Source organism: Acetobacterium sp. KB-1 (genome assembly GCF_003260995.1).
Classification (GTDB): Bacteria; Bacillota; Clostridia; order Eubacteriales; family Eubacteriaceae; genus Acetobacterium; species Acetobacterium carbinolicum.
In genome coordinates this window covers 2,679,081-2,696,142 of sequence record NZ_CP030040.1, presented here as the reverse complement: position 1 = coordinate 2,696,142, position 17,062 = coordinate 2,679,081, and the positions used below count along the sequence as shown (strand labels likewise).

General features: G+C 44.6%; 16 protein-coding genes and 1 pseudogene. 2 read left to right on the top strand and 15 right to left on the bottom strand.

The annotated features are described in order from the left end of the window. Positions 1-11: 11 nt before the first annotated feature. The 5 genes and pseudogenes from DOZ58_RS12460 to DOZ58_RS18940 all read right to left on the bottom strand — a co-directional run. The gene (locus tag DOZ58_RS12460) at positions 12-851 is read right to left on the bottom strand and encodes a stage 0 sporulation family protein (protein ID WP_111888584.1); all 840 of its coding nucleotides are present in this window, start codon (positions 849-851) and stop codon (positions 12-14) included. Positions 852-856: 5 nt separating this feature from the next. Beyond that, positions 857-1,843 (bottom strand): DNA polymerase III subunit delta', encoded by a 987-nt coding sequence (gene holB, locus DOZ58_RS12455; RefSeq protein ID WP_111888583.1) that lies wholly within the window; start codon positions 1,841-1,843, stop codon positions 857-859. A gap of 23 nt (positions 1,844-1,866) precedes the next feature. Then, positions 1,867-2,190, bottom strand: coding sequence for a DUF2007 domain-containing protein (locus tag DOZ58_RS12450; protein WP_111888582.1), 324 nt, complete (start codon positions 2,188-2,190; stop codon positions 1,867-1,869). After that, positions 2,183-2,878, bottom strand: coding sequence for a thymidylate kinase (locus tag DOZ58_RS18945; RefSeq protein WP_242988710.1), 696 nt, complete (start codon positions 2,876-2,878; stop codon positions 2,183-2,185). Before DOZ58_RS18945 ends, DOZ58_RS12450 begins: the two co-directional genes overlap by 8 nt. A gap of 81 nt (positions 2,879-2,959) precedes the next feature. Continuing rightward, positions 2,960-4,315: pseudogene (locus DOZ58_RS18940) on the bottom strand (aminotransferase class I/II-fold pyridoxal phosphate-dependent enzyme); the annotation flags it as partial. A gap of 146 nt (positions 4,316-4,461) precedes the next feature. Between DOZ58_RS18940 and trxA the strand changes: the two are divergent. After that, positions 4,462-4,788 carry a thioredoxin gene (gene trxA / locus DOZ58_RS12440; RefSeq protein WP_111888580.1) on the top strand — a complete coding sequence of 109 codons (327 nt, stop codon included), beginning with the start codon at positions 4,462-4,464 and terminating at the stop codon, positions 4,786-4,788. Between the two features lie 237 nt (positions 4,789-5,025). Then, the gene (locus tag DOZ58_RS12435; protein WP_111888579.1) at positions 5,026-6,459 is read left to right on the top strand and encodes a serine hydrolase; all 1,434 of its coding nucleotides are present in this window, start codon (positions 5,026-5,028) and stop codon (positions 6,457-6,459) included. A 58-nt stretch (positions 6,460-6,517) separates the two neighbouring features. On the opposite strand, the gene metG is transcribed toward DOZ58_RS12435, so the two are convergent. From metG to rpsF, 10 genes are all read right to left on the bottom strand, one after another. Next, positions 6,518-8,455: a methionine--tRNA ligase gene (gene metG, locus DOZ58_RS12430; RefSeq protein WP_111888578.1), complete on the bottom strand. Its 1,938-nt coding sequence runs from the start codon at positions 8,453-8,455 to the stop codon at positions 6,518-6,520. 351 nt (positions 8,456-8,806) lie between these two features. After that, entirely contained in the window at positions 8,807-9,649 is an 843-nt protein-coding gene (rsmI, locus tag DOZ58_RS12425; RefSeq protein WP_111888577.1) for a 16S rRNA (cytidine(1402)-2'-O)-methyltransferase, read from the bottom strand. Further along, complete coding sequence (locus DOZ58_RS12420; protein WP_111888576.1) at positions 9,650-11,038, bottom strand: NAD(P)/FAD-dependent oxidoreductase; 1,389 nt, start codon at positions 11,036-11,038, stop codon at positions 9,650-9,652. It abuts the gene before it with no gap. Between the two features lie 12 nt (positions 11,039-11,050). Then, positions 11,051-12,406, bottom strand: a complete 1,356-nt coding sequence (dnaB, locus tag DOZ58_RS12415) for a replicative DNA helicase (protein ID WP_111888575.1) — start codon at positions 12,404-12,406, stop codon at positions 11,051-11,053. Positions 12,407-12,417: 11 nt separating this feature from the next. Beyond that, positions 12,418-12,867: a 50S ribosomal protein L9 gene (gene rplI, locus DOZ58_RS12410; RefSeq protein ID WP_111888574.1), complete on the bottom strand. Its 450-nt coding sequence runs from the start codon at positions 12,865-12,867 to the stop codon at positions 12,418-12,420. Then, positions 12,864-14,837 carry a DHH family phosphoesterase gene (locus tag DOZ58_RS12405; RefSeq protein WP_111888573.1) on the bottom strand — a complete coding sequence of 658 codons (1,974 nt, stop codon included), beginning with the start codon at positions 14,835-14,837 and terminating at the stop codon, positions 12,864-12,866. The genes rplI and DOZ58_RS12405 overlap by 4 nt, the downstream gene beginning before the upstream one ends. After that, positions 14,834-15,787, bottom strand: a complete 954-nt coding sequence (locus DOZ58_RS12400; protein WP_111888572.1) for a YybS family protein — start codon at positions 15,785-15,787, stop codon at positions 14,834-14,836. The genes DOZ58_RS12405 and DOZ58_RS12400 overlap by 4 nt, the downstream gene beginning before the upstream one ends. A 279-nt stretch (positions 15,788-16,066) precedes the next feature. Continuing rightward, a complete protein-coding gene (rpsR, locus tag DOZ58_RS12395; RefSeq protein WP_026394929.1) occupies positions 16,067-16,294 on the bottom strand; it encodes a 30S ribosomal protein S18 in 228 nt (75 codons plus the stop codon). An 18-nt stretch (positions 16,295-16,312) separates the two neighbouring features. After that, a complete protein-coding gene (locus DOZ58_RS12390; protein ID WP_111888571.1) occupies positions 16,313-16,762 on the bottom strand; it encodes a single-stranded DNA-binding protein in 450 nt (149 codons plus the stop codon). A gap of 11 nt (positions 16,763-16,773) precedes the next feature. Further along, positions 16,774-17,061: a 30S ribosomal protein S6 gene (gene rpsF / locus DOZ58_RS12385; RefSeq protein WP_111888570.1), complete on the bottom strand. Its 288-nt coding sequence runs from the start codon at positions 17,059-17,061 to the stop codon at positions 16,774-16,776. Position 17,062 lies beyond the last annotated feature (1 nt).

Genomic DNA, 17,062 nt, shown 5'->3' with positions numbered 1-17,062 from the left:
AATCAAGATGATTATTTGTCTTTTTTGACTTTTTCGAATTTTTTTACTTCAATTTCTTCCAGAAGGTATCTTTTTACCTCCGTTTCGTCTTTATTGACCTGAATTTTGACGAAAACGGTTTCTTCCAGAATGCTTAACTTAAATACTTCACCCTCGCCATCGGCTGTAATGACTCTTTGTCCCACCTTGGGCAATTTTTTGGAAACTTCTTCGTAAAACTCCTGTTCATAGGTCAGACAACATAAAAGCCGACCGCAGATCCCTGAAATCTTAGTCGAATTAAGGGAAAGGTTTTGTTCCTTGGCCATTTTAATCGACACCGGTGTAAAATCACCCAGCCATTGGGCACAACAGGTGGTTCGTCCGCAAACGCCCAAGCCTTTAAATAGTTTGGCCTCATCGCGAACCCCAATTTGCCTCAGCTCAATCCGCACCTTAAAGATGGAAGCCAGATCTTTGACTAATTCTCTAAAATCCACCCGACCTTCGGCCGTAAAATAAAAGATCGCCTTTTTCTGATCAAAGGTGTATTCGACATCGACCAGTTTCATTTCCAGCTTGTGTTTTTTTGCCTTGGTAATAAAAACCGCTTTGGCATCCTGCTCGCTTTTCTTGAGCTTATTAAACTCAATGGTATCGGCTGCTGTTGCTTTACGGATAACCGGTTTGACCGGAGCCACTATTTCTTCCTCATCCACCACTCTGGCGGTCAAGGCAATTTCGCCATACTCAACGCCCCTGACGGTTTCCACAATAACCGGATCAAACTGTTCAAATGCTATATCCAGCGGATCAAAATAGTATATTTTGCCCACTTTTTTAAATCGTACGCCGACGACTGATTTTCCCATTGGATTTATCCTTTCTGAATTTTCATTATCTTAATGAAACACTTTTCCCATTGTAATCTTAAGTTAACATTATATTGTATCGTCGCCATCATTTCAAATAAAGTTTTAATAATGGCCTGATTTTTTTCGTTTTCCAGCAAATGGTGGTACGCTCTGTGGGCCGGGTTGGGCTCGCCATGATTCGGCAGGGGATGACCTTCCAGCAGCAAACTCACCTCATAAAACCAGTGAATAAAAAACTCCAGGATCGCCTGACTGGTGGCCTTATCTTTGGATAACACCTCCGCCAGGGTAAAGACCTTGATCTCATCGCCCTTTAAAAGGCTGTAAAGCTCCCTGAGAAAATGGGTCCGTTCTTTCTGGATCTCGCTATTACTCAGCAGATATAAGGCCATTCCCGGGGACCCACCGGCGGCCCCCACAACCTCCGAGACCGTATTCTTATCGAAATCAGTTTCTTGACAAAGAACGGTCTCCAGATCGACAAGACTCAGCGGCTGAAAATGATAACTCTGACAGCGCGATCGGATGGTGGGCAAAATGGATTGGATATGACTGGTGATGAGAATAAAAATATTATAACAAAGCGGCTCTTCTAATGATTTTAGCAAACTGTTCTGAGCTTCAGGGGTCATTCTTTCGGCCCCATCCACGATATTAATCCGCCAATTACCAGAGTAGGGTTTAATTGACAGCTCACTGATCATTTCCCGGACCTGACTGATCTTAATGCTGGCTTCACCGGCTTTGGGACCAATAATTTTAACGTCCGGGTGGTTTTCATGATCAATCTGGGTACAGACCGGACAATGGCCACAGCCTTTATCACGCTGATCCTGACATAAAAGCGCTTTGGCGAATTCCCGGGCCGTTTTCTTTTTTCCGAGGCCGTCGATTCCTGAAAAAAGGTAAGCATGACTGACCTCGCCGGTCTTTATTTCTTTCTCAAGATGACTGGTGATGGTTTGATGCCCCTGTATCTTTTCAAACATTTTTTTCCTCTCCAAGACAGTGACTAATTCGGTTTATTCTTTTTGCTATTATTGCTATCATCGCTGTCATCCCAATCCTCAGTATCCAGCCCCAGTTCTTCATCTAATTCGGCACTGAACTCTTCATAATCCAGAAGTTTTATCGCCTCTTCTAAATCACTCTCTTTGACAAAAACCTCAATATGAGCCGGCGTAAAATTTCCCATGAAGATACTGCGGATGGGTCCACCAAACCCTTTTTCTTTAGTGATTACCGGTATCCCGTTGGCACTTAGATAATTTTTAAGCAGGATAAAATCCATATCTGAGTCGGCCATGGTTAAATAGATATATTGATCTTCAATCATTTTTTTTACGCTCCTCTATGCATTCCCAGATTTCCTCATGGATGCTTTTTATACTTCGCAACTGGTTATTTAAAACACAGTTTATTTCCGTCCATCCGTATTCCGAAACCAGGGCCAAGGCACTGTGGTAGGAATCCCTCAGATGCTCCGGGCTGCTTTCGTGGATGTCTTTTTCCTGTTTGCCCGTTATTTTATTGTTCCGATTTTTAATCAGCTGCTGATTGATCTCCGGGGGAATGTTAAGAAAAAACACCTGATCCGGAATCGGCAGACCATAGAGATTAAATTCATAATCCCACAGCCAGTCAAGAAAACGTTTCCGTTCCCCAGGATCTTTTATTTTTCCCGCCTGATGGACCATATTAGAGGTGGTATAGCGATCGACCAGGACCAGTCCGCCCTGATTCAGAAAGTCCTCGTAATCTTCTTTATAGGACGCATAACGGTCGGCTGCGTAAAAGGTGGATGCAATGTACGGGCTGATGGTGCCGGGATCTTTTCCGAAGGCCCCTTCCAGATATAATTTTACCATGGCTGAGGATTTTTTGTCATAGCGGGGATAAGCAATTTTTTTCACTTTTTGCCCCTCTTTTAACAGCCGGTCATAGAGCAGCTCTGTTTGGGTTTGTTTGCCACTGCCGTCCACCCCTTCGATGACGATGAGTTGTCCCTGATGATTCTTTTCCATTTTTACCGGCTCCTTTTTTATGATTGTTATTTCTCTTTTTGTATCAATCCCCACCACCGCGACCTGCTGATCCAACAGATCATTCAGATAAACGACCATTTCCGGGCTGATCCGGCTGCCGGGCAGTAAAACCGGTATCCCCGGGGGATAGGGAATAATGAAATCCCCGACGAGCTGGCCAGCGGCCAGCTCCAGTTCTATCTTGCCGCGGTGTTCCGAAGCAAGGGCTTCCCAAAGAGGCATTTCTGTTTGCACCGCGGCGGTAAAATTTATGTGCTCCCAAAGACGGGTCTTTATTTCTTTTTTTTCAGGCAAACCCTGCCTGACGATTTTATTTATATCACAGATAGCTTGGGTTATTCTTTTTAAATCATCCTGGCTTGTTCCCATCCCAGTCATTGCCAGCACGTAATGATCTGCTGAAAGCTCACATTGAATGCCATACCTTGCTGACAGCCACGCTTCCACTTCGGTTCCCGTAATACCCCGGGTCACAAAAAGCCACTTGCTGCGGTCATACCGATTAGCCGGGTCACTGCCCTCATACAGGGTAATCGGCTGCTTGTCGTTCTGATTCCGGCAGAATTCCTGATGGGCCAAGGCAATGGTATTAAAAATAATTTCGCCCTTTTCATAAGCGGCGTCGACGGCCTCTTCTACCGAAATCATCAGCGGATAACTGGGTGACGAACTTTGGAGTAAGCTAAGAAACGATTTAATCTTTTGCCGATCGACCAGGCTGCCCTGAAAATGAATCAGCGAGCTTTGAGTCAGGGACCCCAGTAGTTTATGGGTACTCTGAATCACCACATCGGCTCCGGCCGACAGGGCGTCCAGGGGCAGTTTATCACTAAAAGCCAGATGAGCGCCATGGGCTTCATCTACAATTAAGAATTTTCCCTGTTCATGAAGAATTTCGGCAATTTTTTCTAAGTCGCTGGTGGTACCGTAATAGCTGGGGTTGGTCAGAATCATGCCCCCAATTTGGGGATTTTGGGACAGGGCCGTCTGGACCGAGGCGACACTGATTGAGCGGCCAAAACCCAAATCCTCTTCAAGCTCCGGGGTGATAAAAACCGCTTCAATGCGACCCAGACTAAGCGCTCCAAAAACCGCCCGATGACAGTTAGTCGGCACCAATAACTGTGCTCCCGGGGAACAGGTCCCCATAATCGCACTGTGAATGCCGGTGGTGGTGCCATTTACCAGAATCGCCGCTTCGTCGCTTTGATAAATCGTCGCCAGTTTAGTCTGGGCCTGGGCAATGATCCCCTGGGCATCGTGGAGATTATCGGCACCGGGTATTTCCGTAATATCGTAGTCGTATAAGGCAAACGCTTCACCCCGGCCCTTATGTCCGGGCATATGAAACCGACAGGTATTCTGGCTGTTAATTTTATCGAGTTCGTTTTTTATGATGCTCTTTTTTATATCCATCTTTTTTGTCATGCTCATTTTTTTCATGACTTTATTCTAACACAACCGTCTGCCTTTAAACTGAGAAATTTTACTTTTATCCTTTAAACTTCGTGGGAATTATTATATAATGTTTGCGCAAATACATTTATGAGGTGAAAAGAACAATGTCCAGTGAAAAAATTATTAATATCAATATGGAAAATTTCGAAACCGAAATTTTATCCTATAATGGCGCTGTCATGGTCGATTTTTGGGCAGAATGGTGTGGGCCTTGTAAAGCGCTGTCCCCGACCATTGATGAAATTTCTCAGGAGCTTGGCGAAAATATGAAGGTTTGTAAGATCAATGTGGATGAAAACCAGACCCTGGCCCAACAATTCCGGGTCATGAGTATTCCCACCGTGGTTTTCTTTAAAAACGGTGAGGCGATCAATCGATTCGTTGGTGTCCGTGACAAAAACGAATACCTCGACACGATGAAAAACCTTTAATCCGGTACTTTAAAAAAGTCTTAACAGCACGATGCTGTTGAGACTTTTTTTAGTGTGTGCTTTATTAACAAGGATCAATTCCCGGTTTTGGAGGCGGGGGGAAAAACGGAAATGACACACTTTTATGGATGTGGTAAAATGATTATAAAAAAGTTAATGGCCGTTCACAAGGGTTGTAAACGGTAAATGGCGATTATTTATATGAGTCTCACATCATTTCTTCAAAGCGGAGCGTCTATGAAAAATATTATTGCTTTTGTTTTAGTAGCACTGATCCTATTCCCGGGATTCACAACACCCGGTTATGCACTGTCGACGTCGCAATCTGATTCTATCCAAACCTTGTTGGATGATGCCTGTCGTGTCTCAGGTGTACCCGGGATGTCCCTCTCAATACTTGCGAATGACCAGGTGTACTACTTTTCTTCCGGGTATGCAAATCGTGAAAAGCGACAAGTCGCAAATGAAAACACGCTCTATGAGCTGGCTTCGGTCAGTAAAGCTTTTACCGGCATGGGTATCCTGCTAATGGAAGAACAAGGGCTACTGTCAATGAATGACCCGATCCAAAAATATTTACCCTGGTTTACCTTAAACTATCAGGGGAAACCCGTTGATATGCAAGGTGTCACCCTTAATACCTTTTTACACCATACCAGCGGCTTAACAAATCGCCTTCACAGTCAATACATTCCCCAGGGCAATACGCCGGATATGCTAAAAAAAACCGTCGCAATGCTCGTCGATACTAATCTGTCATTTTATCCGGGTGAGCAGTATGATTACGGAACGGTTAATTATGATGTCTTGGGTTTGGTTATTGAGGTCGTATCCGGTCAGCGCTATGAAGACTACATGAAAAAACAAGTGTTTCAGCCGTTAGGGTTAAACCAGACCTATGTTTACAAAGAAGCTGCTCAAGCTACCGGACAATTAGCCCAGGGCTACCGCTCTTGCTTCTTTATCACGACCCCCTATGATGCCCCGGATTTTACCGGGAATAAACCGGCCGGCTACATCATCTCATGCACCCATGATATGGCTCGATGGATGGGCATCCAAATGGGGATTGTTTCGGATATACCCGAAATATTCCGTAAGGTTATTAAAACCTCGCATCAGGGGGACCAATCCGTTTCGGATGTCAACGGCATGTTTTATGCCGCGGGATGGTCCGTCAATTCCGACCAAACAATTATTGAGCACGCTGGCGGCAACCCCAATTTTGCCACCCAAGTGGTCCTGCTGCCAAGAGAAAATACCGCCATCTGCTTGTTGAGCAACGGCACAAATACGAACCTCAATTTAGTGTTAAAAGTTAAGGATATCCTGGCGGGTAATCTGGCTCAGTCCTATCAAATAAACGCGACCCAGTTTCTTGACATCGCCTTGTCCTCGGCCACCATTATTTGTGGGCTCTTGGCGCTGCTGTTCTTTGTTTGGGGTTTACGCCAAAAGAAAATGCCCAAGCGACAGCCTATAACAAAAAAGCACATCATCGCAACGGGTAGCTGTCTGATTGTGACTCTAATCTGCTGGGCTTTGCTTGTACTTATCGGGCCGAATTGGTCAACCATCCTGATTTGGCAAACGTCTAGTATGCTTACCGCTTTACTTTCACTGGCCTTATTCGCAACCAGTATTACCTGGTTTGTAGCCACGCGCCGCTAAGCTTCATGGCTGGTTGACTTACAACCATTTTCAACCAGCCAGCAAATCGTTCTAATTATTATGAAACTTTTCCGCCGGAGGGAATACCATCGACCGTCACCAATGACAATTTTTTGCCCTTGGTCGCGGCTAAAATCATCCCGTTGGATTCCAGACCCCGGAGGTTGACCGGTTTTAAGTTAGCCACCAGAATGACGGTTTTTCCAACCAGATCTTCCGGGGCATAATATTTGGCAATACCAGATACCACCTGACGTTTTTCCTGACCCACCAAAAGCTGTAAAACCAGTAATCGATCGGCATCGGGATGGGGTTCACAGGCCACCACTTCGGCCACCCGCAACTTCACCTTGGCAAAGTCGTCAATGGTGATCAGGCCCTCCGGCAGTTCTTGTTGCGTTTCGGCATCCTTTTCTTTTTTGGCTTTCGCAGCTTCTTTGACCGGTTTAGCTTCCTTTTTTTCAAGCTCAATCCGCGGGAACAGGGCGTCGCAACGTTCAATTTTGAGGCCTTCGGGATAGCCCCCAAAATGCTTTAAGCTGTCCCAGGTTAAACAATCCGCCGGACATTTTAGCTGTTCGCCGATTTTTTGGGCGGTTTCTGGCATTGCCGCGGAAATCAGCACCGTGACAATCCGTAGCGCTTCGGTCAGGTTATACATCACCTGGGCCAATCGGGCTTGTTTTTCCGGGGTTTTTCCCAGTATCCAGGGTTGGGTTTCATCAATATATTTATTGGAACGGGAAATCAGTTTCCAGGTTTCTTCCAGGGCCCGGCTAAAATCCAGTTTGTCCATGTAAGCACTGACAAGCCCCGGGGTTTTCTCGGCCAGTTCAATCAGGTCACGGTCGATTTCAGCTTTTTCCCGTTCTTTGGGAATCACACCGCCAAAGTATTTATCGGTCATCGCCAGGGTCCGGCTGAGCAGGTTGCCGAGGTCATTGGCCAGATCGGAATTGATATGGCTGACTAGCAGGTCTTCATTATAAACGCCGTCGGAACCATAGCTCATTTCCCGAAGCACATGGTAGCGCACGGCATCGACGCCATACTTTTCCACGAGTACCACCGGATCGACCACATTCCCCACCGATTTGGACATTTTGCCACCTTTTAGAAGGATCCAACCATGGCCATAAACCTGTTTGGGTAGCGGTAATTTTAACGCCATCAGGATAATTGGCCAGTAAATGGTATGGAAACGGATAATATCTTTGCCGACCAGATGAACATCAGCCGGCCAGTACCGATCCATCAGGTTGGGTTTATCATTGAGGTAACCGAGGGCTGAGATGTAGTTGGGCAGGGCATCAATCCACACATAAACGACATGTCCGGGATCAAAATCCACCGGTACCCCCCAGGTAAAGGAGGTCCGGGAAACGCATAAATCCTGCAAGCCGGGTTTAATAAAGTTATTGATCATTTCATTTTTTCGCGATTCGGGCTGAATAAAGTGAGGGTTATCGTCAATATATTTCATCAGACCATCGGCATATTTTGACATTCTAAAGAAGTAGGCTTCTTCCGAGGCTTTTTCCACCGGCCGTCCACAGTCCGGACAATTCCCATCGACTAATTGACTTTCGGTCCAGAACGATTCGCACGGCGTACAGTACCAACCTTCATAGTTGGATTTATAAATATCACCCTGATCATAGAGCTTTTTAAAAATACGTTGAATCGTTTTTTCATGCTCGGGATCGGTCGTTCGAATAAACTGATCGTAGTTGATGTTCATCGTCTCCCAGAGGTTTTTGATCCCGGTGACAATCCCATCGACATAGGCCTGAGGCGCAACTCCTGCGGCTTCGGCCACCTTTTCAATCTTTTGGCCATGTTCATCGGTACCGGTTAAAAAATAGGTATCATAGCCCTGCAGTTTTTTAAACCGGGTAATTGTATCCGCTGCCACCGTGGTATAGGTATGGCCGATATGCAGGTTTCCACTGGGATAATAAATGGGGGTTGAAATATAAAATGTTTTGTCTGTCATAAACTTCTCCTTTTATTGATTCTTCCGTATTTGATGGCTTAATCCACAAAAAACCCCCCGTCCAGTTAAGGGCGAAGGGTTCGCGTTACCACCTTAGTTCGCACTATTCTCACAAATAATGCCTTCATAAGTTATCTAAACTTTCAGTTTTATCGCGTCAAGCGGTCCAGGCTAAAACATTCACCCAAACTTACTCCGAGGCCATCTTCAATGCTTTTTCTGTCACCGGCTTTCACCATCCCGGCTCGCTCTTCACAGTGCCCACACCTACTCTTCTCTTCATCGTAATTTTTTATTGCTTTTTTAATTGCTATCCCTATTATACTTTAATTCCAGATTTTTTCAAGGGCTTTATCGTTTAACCGCATTATAAACATCCCGCCTGGAAATATTCCGGTCTTTGGCCACGGCTTTCATGGCTTCTTTTTCCGGCAGGCCCGTATTCAGATAATATTCCAGATGTTCTTCGAGACTCAGGCTTTCCAGTTCCAGTCCAGCTGCGGCGTTGCCTTCGTCGGCGGTCCGGCCTTCAATACAGAGCACATATTCGCCGCGGGGGGACTGCTCCTGATAATAATGAAGGTGTTCCTTGATCGTGCCATAGCGGGTTTCCTCGTAGCGTTTGGTAATTTCTCTTGAAATACTCATCTGCCGGTGACCCAGACCCTGCTGATCAAGAATTTCCAGGGTTTTTGATAGCCGGTGGGGGGATTCGTAAAGGACGACGGTAAACTCCGATGCTTCGATTCGTTTAAGGCCTTCTTTAACGGCCTTATTTTCTTTGCCTAAAAAACCGAGAAACAAAAAAGAGCGGGTATTAAGTCCTGACAGCACCAGACCGCAGAGTCCGGCGTTAGGGCCGGGAACCACTTCCAGCGCAATGTCATTCTCAACACAGCTTTTTACCAGCACCGATCCCGGATCAGAGATCAGCGGCATCCCGGCATCGGAAATCAGGGCGATGTCCTGGCCTTGTTTTAACAGTTGCATGAGGCCTTCACTGGACTGTTGTTCGTTATGTTGATGATAGGCCACCATCTTTTTGGAAATTTCAAAGTGATTGAGCAGCTTAATCGAATGTCTCGTATCTTCAGCAGCGATCAGATCAACCTCCTGCAAGACTCTTAATCCCCGGATGCTCATATCGTCCAGATTCCCGATTGGAGTACCAACAATATATAGTTTTCCGGACATCTATTCGTTATAGAGGTTTCTGGCCACATACACCCCATTGGCGGATGCCTGCATCAACCCCCTGGTTACCCCGGCACCATCACCCAGCACGTAGAGATTCTTAATGCTGGACTGAAAGTTTTTATCGACCGTTACCTTATTGGAATAAAACTTAACCTCCACCCCGTAAAGCAGGGTTTCGTCACTGGCTAAACCAGGTGACACATGATCCAGGGCCTGAATCATTTCATCAATGTCCTTCATAATCCGGTAGGGCAAGACTAAGCAAAGATCCCCGGGCACCGCATCAATTAAGGTCGGCTGGATGTTATTACGCATCAGCCGTTCCTGAGTGGTGCGCCGACCTCTTAAGAAGTCACCGTAACGCTGAACCATGATCTTGTTGCCGGTAAGCATGTTTCCCAGGCTGGCAATGTGCTTGCCATAAGCCACCGCTTCCCTAAAGGGTTCCGTAAAGCTTTTAGAAACAAGCAGCGCAAAATTGGTGTTGTTCGTTTTTAACTTATCGGATTTATAGCTGTGGCCATTGACCACTGCCAACTGGTTATCATAGTATTCAGTCGAAACCACGCCGCCGGGGTTTGAACAAAAGGTTCGGACACTGTCATCAAAAGTAGGGGTATAATAGACCAGCTTACCTTCGTAAAGGGCATCATTAATTTCCTGCATGACCTCGTTTCGGGTTTCTAACCGAATCCCGATATCAATTTTTCCGACCTTTGTTTCAACCTTGTAAGATTCACACATCGAAGTAAACCATTCGGAACCATCCCGACCGACCGCCACGAGCACCTTATCGGCCCTGTAGGTTTCACCCTTGGCCACAACCCCAACAACCGTGTTATCTTCGACCACTAGACTTTGCACCGCAGTCCGAAATTTAATTTCAATGCCCAGATCATTAATTAAGTAGTTTTGAATCCGCTGATAAATGGTATAACCGACCTCGGTGCCCATATGGCGGACCGGACATTCAATCAGTTTTAAATTGCTCTGGATCGCTTTGGTGCGGATATCGCGGATTTTTTCGGGATTATCCAACCCATGAACCCGTTTGTCGGCACCAAACTCGATGTAGAGATCATCGACATACTTAATCAGATCGACCGTCGCATTATAGCCGATATATTCTGGCAATTCACCACCAACATCGGGTGAAAGCGACAGCTTGCCATCCGAATAGGCTCCGGCGCCAGCAAAACCGGTGGTAATATTACAGGGCTTGCAGCCAATACAGACATTGGTCTGGCGTTTCGGACAAATCCGTTTTTCAATGGAATTGCCTTTTTCTAACATCAGGATCTTTAGGGTCTTATTTTTCTTCGCCAGTTCCATGGCAGCAAAAATACCGCTAGGTCCCGCTCCGATGATTATCACATCATATTTCATGTTGTTCTTCCTTTATGCAAACGCATCTGGGCCGTAGTCATCATTGTAACCTGGCGCCAGATCGTTGAATTTTGTATATTCGGGAATCCATGCCAAACGAATGGTTCCGACGGGACCATTACGTTGCTTGGCAATGATTAATTCTGATAAATTTTTGAGCTCCGGGTTTTGATCATAATAGAATTCCCGATACAAGAGCATGATTACATCGGCATCCTGCTCGATCGAACCCGATTCACGCAGATCCGACATCACCGGGTGATGATCGGTCCTTGCATCCGGCGCACGACTAAGCTGAGACAGCGCAATCACCGGAGCTTCCATTTCCCGGGCCAGGGCTTTAAGACCCCGGGACATTTCGGAGATTTCATTTTGCCGGTTTTCACTACGGTTGCCGCCGCTCATTAGCTGCAGGTAGTCAATCACAATCAGATCCAGGGATTTCTCGGTTTTTAGCCGTCGACATTTGGAGCGAACCTCCGAAACCGTGATCCCCGGGGTGTCATCAATAAAAATGCTGGCCCCGTAGAGGGTATTATAACCAACCACCATCCGCTCCCAGTCTTCCTTACTCAGGTTACCGGTACGGACGTTATTGCTGTCCACCAATGAGGCGGCACAAAGCATCCGTTGAACCAACTGCTCTTTGGACATTTCCAGGCTGAAAATAGCCACCGACCGATTATCTTTGACGGCAGCATTTTGGGCAATATTCAATGCAAAGGCGGTTTTCCCCATCGATGGCCGGGCCGCCACAATAATCAGATCCGACGGTTGTAAGCCGGAGGTAATATGATTAAGCTCGGTAAAGCCCGTTTCGATGCCGGTGAGCTTGCCTTTTTTACTTTCAATGGCTTCTATTTGAGCCAGAGTGGTGCTAAGGGTTTCTTGAATACTTTGAAAATCACCGGTTCGTCGTCCCTGAGAAACCTTGAAGATTTCCTGTTCGGCCCGGTCAATCACATCCCCGATATTTTCATACTGACCATAACTGTCTTCCAGAATCTGAGTCGCGGTTTGGATAAGATTTCGAATCACCGCCTTTTCATGAACGATCTGGCAGTATTCCAGATAGTTTCGATTAATTGGCACCATCTCAATAAGCTCACTAAGATAACCAACGCCGCCAATTTTTTCCAGCACTCCGCGGTTCCTAAGCGAGTTGATCAGCGTGACGGTATCGATGGGTTTTCGTTCGTTGTGCAGATCAAGCATCGCTTCATAAATCTCTTTATGGGCCCCCCGATAAAAGTCATGGGGCGATAACAACTCTTCAGCCCGGGCAATATTAGACTCATCCATCAGGATGGCGCCTAAAACAGACTGCTCCGCTTCTAAATTATGTGGTGGGACTTTGGCATTTTTCACCACTTAGTCTCCTAGGCTTCGCCTTTGATAATAACGGTCAGTTTTCCCATGACACCCTGGTAGGTTTTAATTTTAACCTCAGCGCGGCCCACATTTCGCAGTGGCATCTCCAGTTCAATCTTACGTTTATCAACCTTGATGTCCTTTTGCTTTTCCAGCGCTTCGGTAATATCTTTACTGGTAACCGATCCAAACAGCTTGCCATCTTCTCCGGCCCGTTCGGTAATGGTAATTTCTGTTTGATCAATTTTTTTTGCCAACTCAACCGCTGCCAGTCGCTCCGTTTCAACCTTATTCGCTTCATCCGCCTTGTTTTGTTCCGCCATGGCAATGTTTTCCTTATTGCCAATAATACCCTTGCCGGTTTTAATCAGGAAGTTTCGACCATAGCCATCTTTAACTTCAACAATATCACCTTTATTTCCAACATTTTTTACATTTTCTAATAATATTACTTTCATGATCCATTCTCCTTCTTATATTCTTTAATGGCGGTGAGTAGTAGCTCTTTTCCGGTTTCAAGATTATTTTCCCCCGGGAATTGCGCTCCGGCAATGGCTAAATGCCCGCCGCCGCCGAGTGTTTCCAAGATTACCTGTACATTGACTTCGCCCATCGAACGGGCGCTGATGGCCAAACCTTCATCATTTTTTAAAATAATAAAGGAAGCCACAATCCCTTTGATGTTTAGCAGTTCATCGGCTGCCTGGGCAGCGATAACCTTGCCATAATCAGTATTGTTTTCAAAGGTTGAAATGGCAATGTTATCAAAGTATATTTTAGCATTTTTGACCGCATCCGACTTTGCCGTATACGTCGTTAAGTCATCCTGCAGCAGGATCTTACTGATAATCGTATCCGCGCCTTTTCGTTTTAAATAGGATGCCGCTTCAAAGGTTCGCACCCCGGTTTTCATGGTAAACATTTTGGTATCCATACAAATCCCTGCCATCAGCGCGTTGGCCTCAATGACCGTCAGATGATTCTTCTCATCAAAATACTGGAGTAGCTCCGTTACCAACTCACAAGTCGATGAAGCATAGGTTTCGGTATAGTTCAGCAAGGTTTCCTTAATTGCCTTCCCGGATCGCCGATGATGATCGATAACGACAATCTTAGGGATCTGATCGACGAGACCTGGCATTTCCAGATAATTCACCGTTTGGGTATCAACGATGATCAGTAAGGTGTTTTTAGTCGCATAGTTTTCTGCTTCTTTAGGAGTGATAAACGCATCCTGATAGGCTTCGTTTTCCAGTAAATAGTCAAAAAGTGATTTAATCGAGTAGTTAATTTCGCGAACGACTATTTTTCCTTCTTTACCCAGAGATTTACAGGCTCCCAGCAAACCTACCGCTGAGCCCAGACAATCCATATCCGGATTCTGATGCCCCATTAGCAAAACGTGATCGGCTTCTTTAATCAGCTCTTTCAGACCATGAGCCTTAACCCGGGCCTTGACCTTGGTTCTTTTTTCGGTGGCTTCAGTTTTGCCGCCGTAAAATGACATTTTTTCATCTTGCCGAACCACCGCCTGATCACCACCCCGGGCCAGGGCAATATCGAGTGCCGACTTGGATAATTCCTGGGATTCGACAATTCCCAGAATGCTCTCCGAGATTCCAATACCAATACTGAGGGTTATCGGAATTTTTTCATCGTTTTCAATTTCCCGAATCTCATCTAATATTTTAAAGGTTTCTTTTTGCAGCGCACAGATTTTGCCCCGCTCAAAAATCATTAAATAGCGATCACTTTCATACTTGATAATGGCACTGCCAAGCTGCTTGGCCCATTCGTTTAACTTAAGATCCACCTGTCCCAAAATCGCCGAGCGTTTATGACTGGGGATTTGTTCAATGATATCATCATAATTGTCGATGACAATATAGCAAAACAAGGGCGAATTTTTTCGATACAGTTGGCGTTGCTTACTCTGTTCGGTGATATCAAAAAAATGGAGCAACTCAAAACTGTGCACCTTATCTGAAAAGGCGTTGGTGACCACCCCATAATCCCGCTCTTCATGATGGAAGGTAAATTCATCCGCTTTAACCGCTTCGGCCAGATTAAAATCCAACTCGTTGACGATGTTTTTTTTGAACAAGCCTTCTTTCTCTTTCTTAAAGGCCTTTCCAAAAGCCTGATTATACCAATAAATCATCCCCTCATTATCGACAATGGTCATGGCGATGGGCATTTCATACATCCGCTCCTGATTGATCTTATCCAGATCGCCGTATATTTCATCAATCGCCTTATCGATCTTAATCTCATCAATATTAATGTTTTGGGTATAATAAATAATCAGGATCACAAAGATCGCCACTCCGGCAATACCCCAATAAATATTATAAAAGCCAAGAATGACCGAAACAAGCAACTCGGCCGCAATAGCAAACCGGACAACACCTTTCTTCGATTCTTTCATTTTATCTGGGACTCCCTTCGATAAATCTGGCGAATTCCGATGTAAGTATCAGCCACTCCGACAATGGTAATAACTGAGCTGAGCAAAAAACTGAGCAGAACGACTAAAACCTTCACCCCTGTATTTTTTATTTTTTTGTAATCCAGGTAGTTAAAAATAAGCGCAATACCCATCACAAAAAAAATAATATTTGTAAAATTCATGACGGTCACAATGTAAATGAGCGGAATACTGGTTACCTGAAATAGACTGATAATAAAATCACCCAGTAAGATTACCATCAGAAAATATTTGAGTGTGACCGGCATTTCCCATTGGCTCAGCGGTTTAAAGGTTTTTACCGGATAACCAATTCGTTTTAAGATCATGTCTGAAACTAAAACATTTATCATTCCAAAAACAACTGGCATTAACAGAAATGTGCTAGGCAGTGCCAGTTTCATCATTTCAATATTCATTGCCATGTCATCTTTAGCGATTGATACTTGTTCGGCATCGATTAAATTGGTACTTTCATAAAGCGTTATCACCTCACGGGTACTCTGCTCCAGGGTCTGAAACAGCAGATCGGTAAAACTGATCCCCATCACAAACTCATAACCGACAACCACCGCGATCAGTAAAATCAAAAAACCAATAATACCGATAACAACTTTTTTTAATGGCGCTAAATCACGATGATATGCAAATCCTAAACTGCACCCGACAAAGAGCATCAGGGCCCCAAAGGAAATCCCATTGAGGGGTCCTAAAAACAGACCGATTAGAATGGTGGCCGCGACGCTAGAAAGAATACTGACCTTCAAACCCTGGCGTTTCCCCAAAATTACCATTGGTACCGGTATGAAACATACTAATAGTATAAAGAACGGCAGATAATAGCTGATTAAAGTAAGCATGACTCCCAGTGCACAAAATATCGCACCTTCTGTTATTCCGCGTGTTTTCATTAATCCTCCAAATTGGCAACTTAACTGTTCACATACGCAGTTTATTTATGCGTAAAAAGTTACCAAACCATTATATCACAATAAAAGAAAATGCCCATTATTTTTGTGCGTGTTTATCCCGAATTTCTCAAGAATGCGGTTTTTGGTATTTTATCGTTTTGGCTATCGGAATAATCGACTTCCCAAATGATTCGCTCTTTGTGGGCCCCGTTTATCCTCGATAACATGCAAAAAGCTGTTTGTTTCAGGACCTTCCTGAAACAAACAGCTTTAAAATTTCTAGTTATTTGAGCTATATGGTAAAAGGGCAACGTTTCGCGCACGTTTAATCGCTTCAGTTACCTTTCTCTGATGTTTAGCACAGGTCCCAGTGGCTCGTCTTGGTAGAATTTTACCACGTTCGGAAACGAATTTCTTCAGTGTGATTACATCTTTATAATCAACATTTTCTACTTTTCGTTCGCAGAACTCACAAACTTTTCTTCGCTTTTTAAATGGTTTTGGCATTAAATTTTTCCTCCTATCTTAAAAAGGTATATCGTCATCATCGGCCATTAAATGAAAATCTTCATCTAATCCCATTACTGACATATTATTATTATTTGCGCTTTGTGGCGCTGAAGTTTGTTGGAAACCGGCGCCGGCGTTAGAAGATTTCTGGCCGGAAGACACGAAATTAATCTCATCTGCAACAACTTCTGTGATATAGCGTCGTTGACCATCCTGTGCTTCGTAACTTCTTGCTTCTAGTCGTCCAGATAAACTGATTTGGCTTCCTTTAGTCAGATATTGCGCCGCAAATTCTGCCTGTTTTCCCCATACCACAATGTTAATAAAGTCGGCTTCTTTTTGACCGTCTTTATTTTTAAAGCGACGATCGACAGCGAGACTAAATCGGGTAACTGCTTTACCTGTGGTGGTGTTTTTCATCTCAGGATCTCGGGTTAGTCTTCCTAGTAAAATTACTTTATTCACAGAATTGCCCCCTATTTCTCTTTTTTAATTACAATACTTCGAATAAACTGTTCGTTTATTTTGTATAAATGATCCAATGCATCAAGCACTGAGTTCTCAGCTTTGAAGTCGATTAATACGTAGAAGCCTTCTTGATACTTTTTAGCAATTTCGTAGGCTAATTTTCTTTTGCCCCATTCATCGACTTTTTCAATTTCTCCAGCCGCTTCAATAACAGCTTTTACTTTGCCAACTAATTCTTCAATCGCTTCTTTTTCAAGATCCGGTTTTAAAACAAATAATGTTTCGTACTTTCTCATT

Excerpts from the sequence above, each read along its gene's own strand:
- DOZ58_RS12460 (WP_111888584.1), bottom strand. The coding sequence starts at position 851 with ATGGGAAAATCAGTCGTCGGCGTACGATTTAAAAAAGTGGGCAAAATA.
- holB (WP_111888583.1), bottom strand. The coding sequence starts at position 1,843 with ATGTTTGAAAAGATACAGGGGCATCAAACCATCACCAGTCATCTTGAG.
- DOZ58_RS12450 (WP_111888582.1), bottom strand. The coding sequence starts at position 2,190 with ATGATTGAAGATCAATATATCTATTTAACCATGGCCGACTCAGATATG.
- DOZ58_RS18945 (WP_242988710.1), bottom strand. The coding sequence starts at position 2,878 with ATGGAAAAGAATCATCAGGGACAACTCATCGTCATCGAAGGGGTGGAC.
- trxA (WP_111888580.1), top strand. The coding sequence starts at position 4,462 with ATGTCCAGTGAAAAAATTATTAATATCAATATGGAAAATTTCGAAACC.
- DOZ58_RS12435 (WP_111888579.1), top strand. The coding sequence starts at position 5,026 with ATGAAAAATATTATTGCTTTTGTTTTAGTAGCACTGATCCTATTCCCG.
- metG (WP_111888578.1), bottom strand. The coding sequence starts at position 8,455 with ATGACAGACAAAACATTTTATATTTCAACCCCCATTTATTATCCCAGT.
- rsmI (WP_111888577.1), bottom strand. The coding sequence starts at position 9,649 with ATGTCCGGAAAACTATATATTGTTGGTACTCCAATCGGGAATCTGGAC.
- DOZ58_RS12420 (WP_111888576.1), bottom strand. The coding sequence starts at position 11,038 with ATGAAATATGATGTGATAATCATCGGAGCGGGACCTAGCGGTATTTTT.
- rplI (WP_111888574.1), bottom strand. The coding sequence starts at position 12,867 with ATGAAAGTAATATTATTAGAAAATGTAAAAAATGTTGGAAATAAAGGT.
- DOZ58_RS12405 (WP_111888573.1), bottom strand. The coding sequence starts at position 14,837 with ATGAAAGAATCGAAGAAAGGTGTTGTCCGGTTTGCTATTGCGGCCGAG.
- DOZ58_RS12400 (WP_111888572.1), bottom strand. The coding sequence starts at position 15,787 with ATGAAAACACGCGGAATAACAGAAGGTGCGATATTTTGTGCACTGGGA.
- rpsR (WP_026394929.1), bottom strand. The coding sequence starts at position 16,294 with ATGCCAAAACCATTTAAAAAGCGAAGAAAAGTTTGTGAGTTCTGCGAA.
- rpsF (WP_111888570.1), bottom strand. The coding sequence starts at position 17,061 with ATGAGAAAGTACGAAACATTATTTGTTTTAAAACCGGATCTTGAAAAA.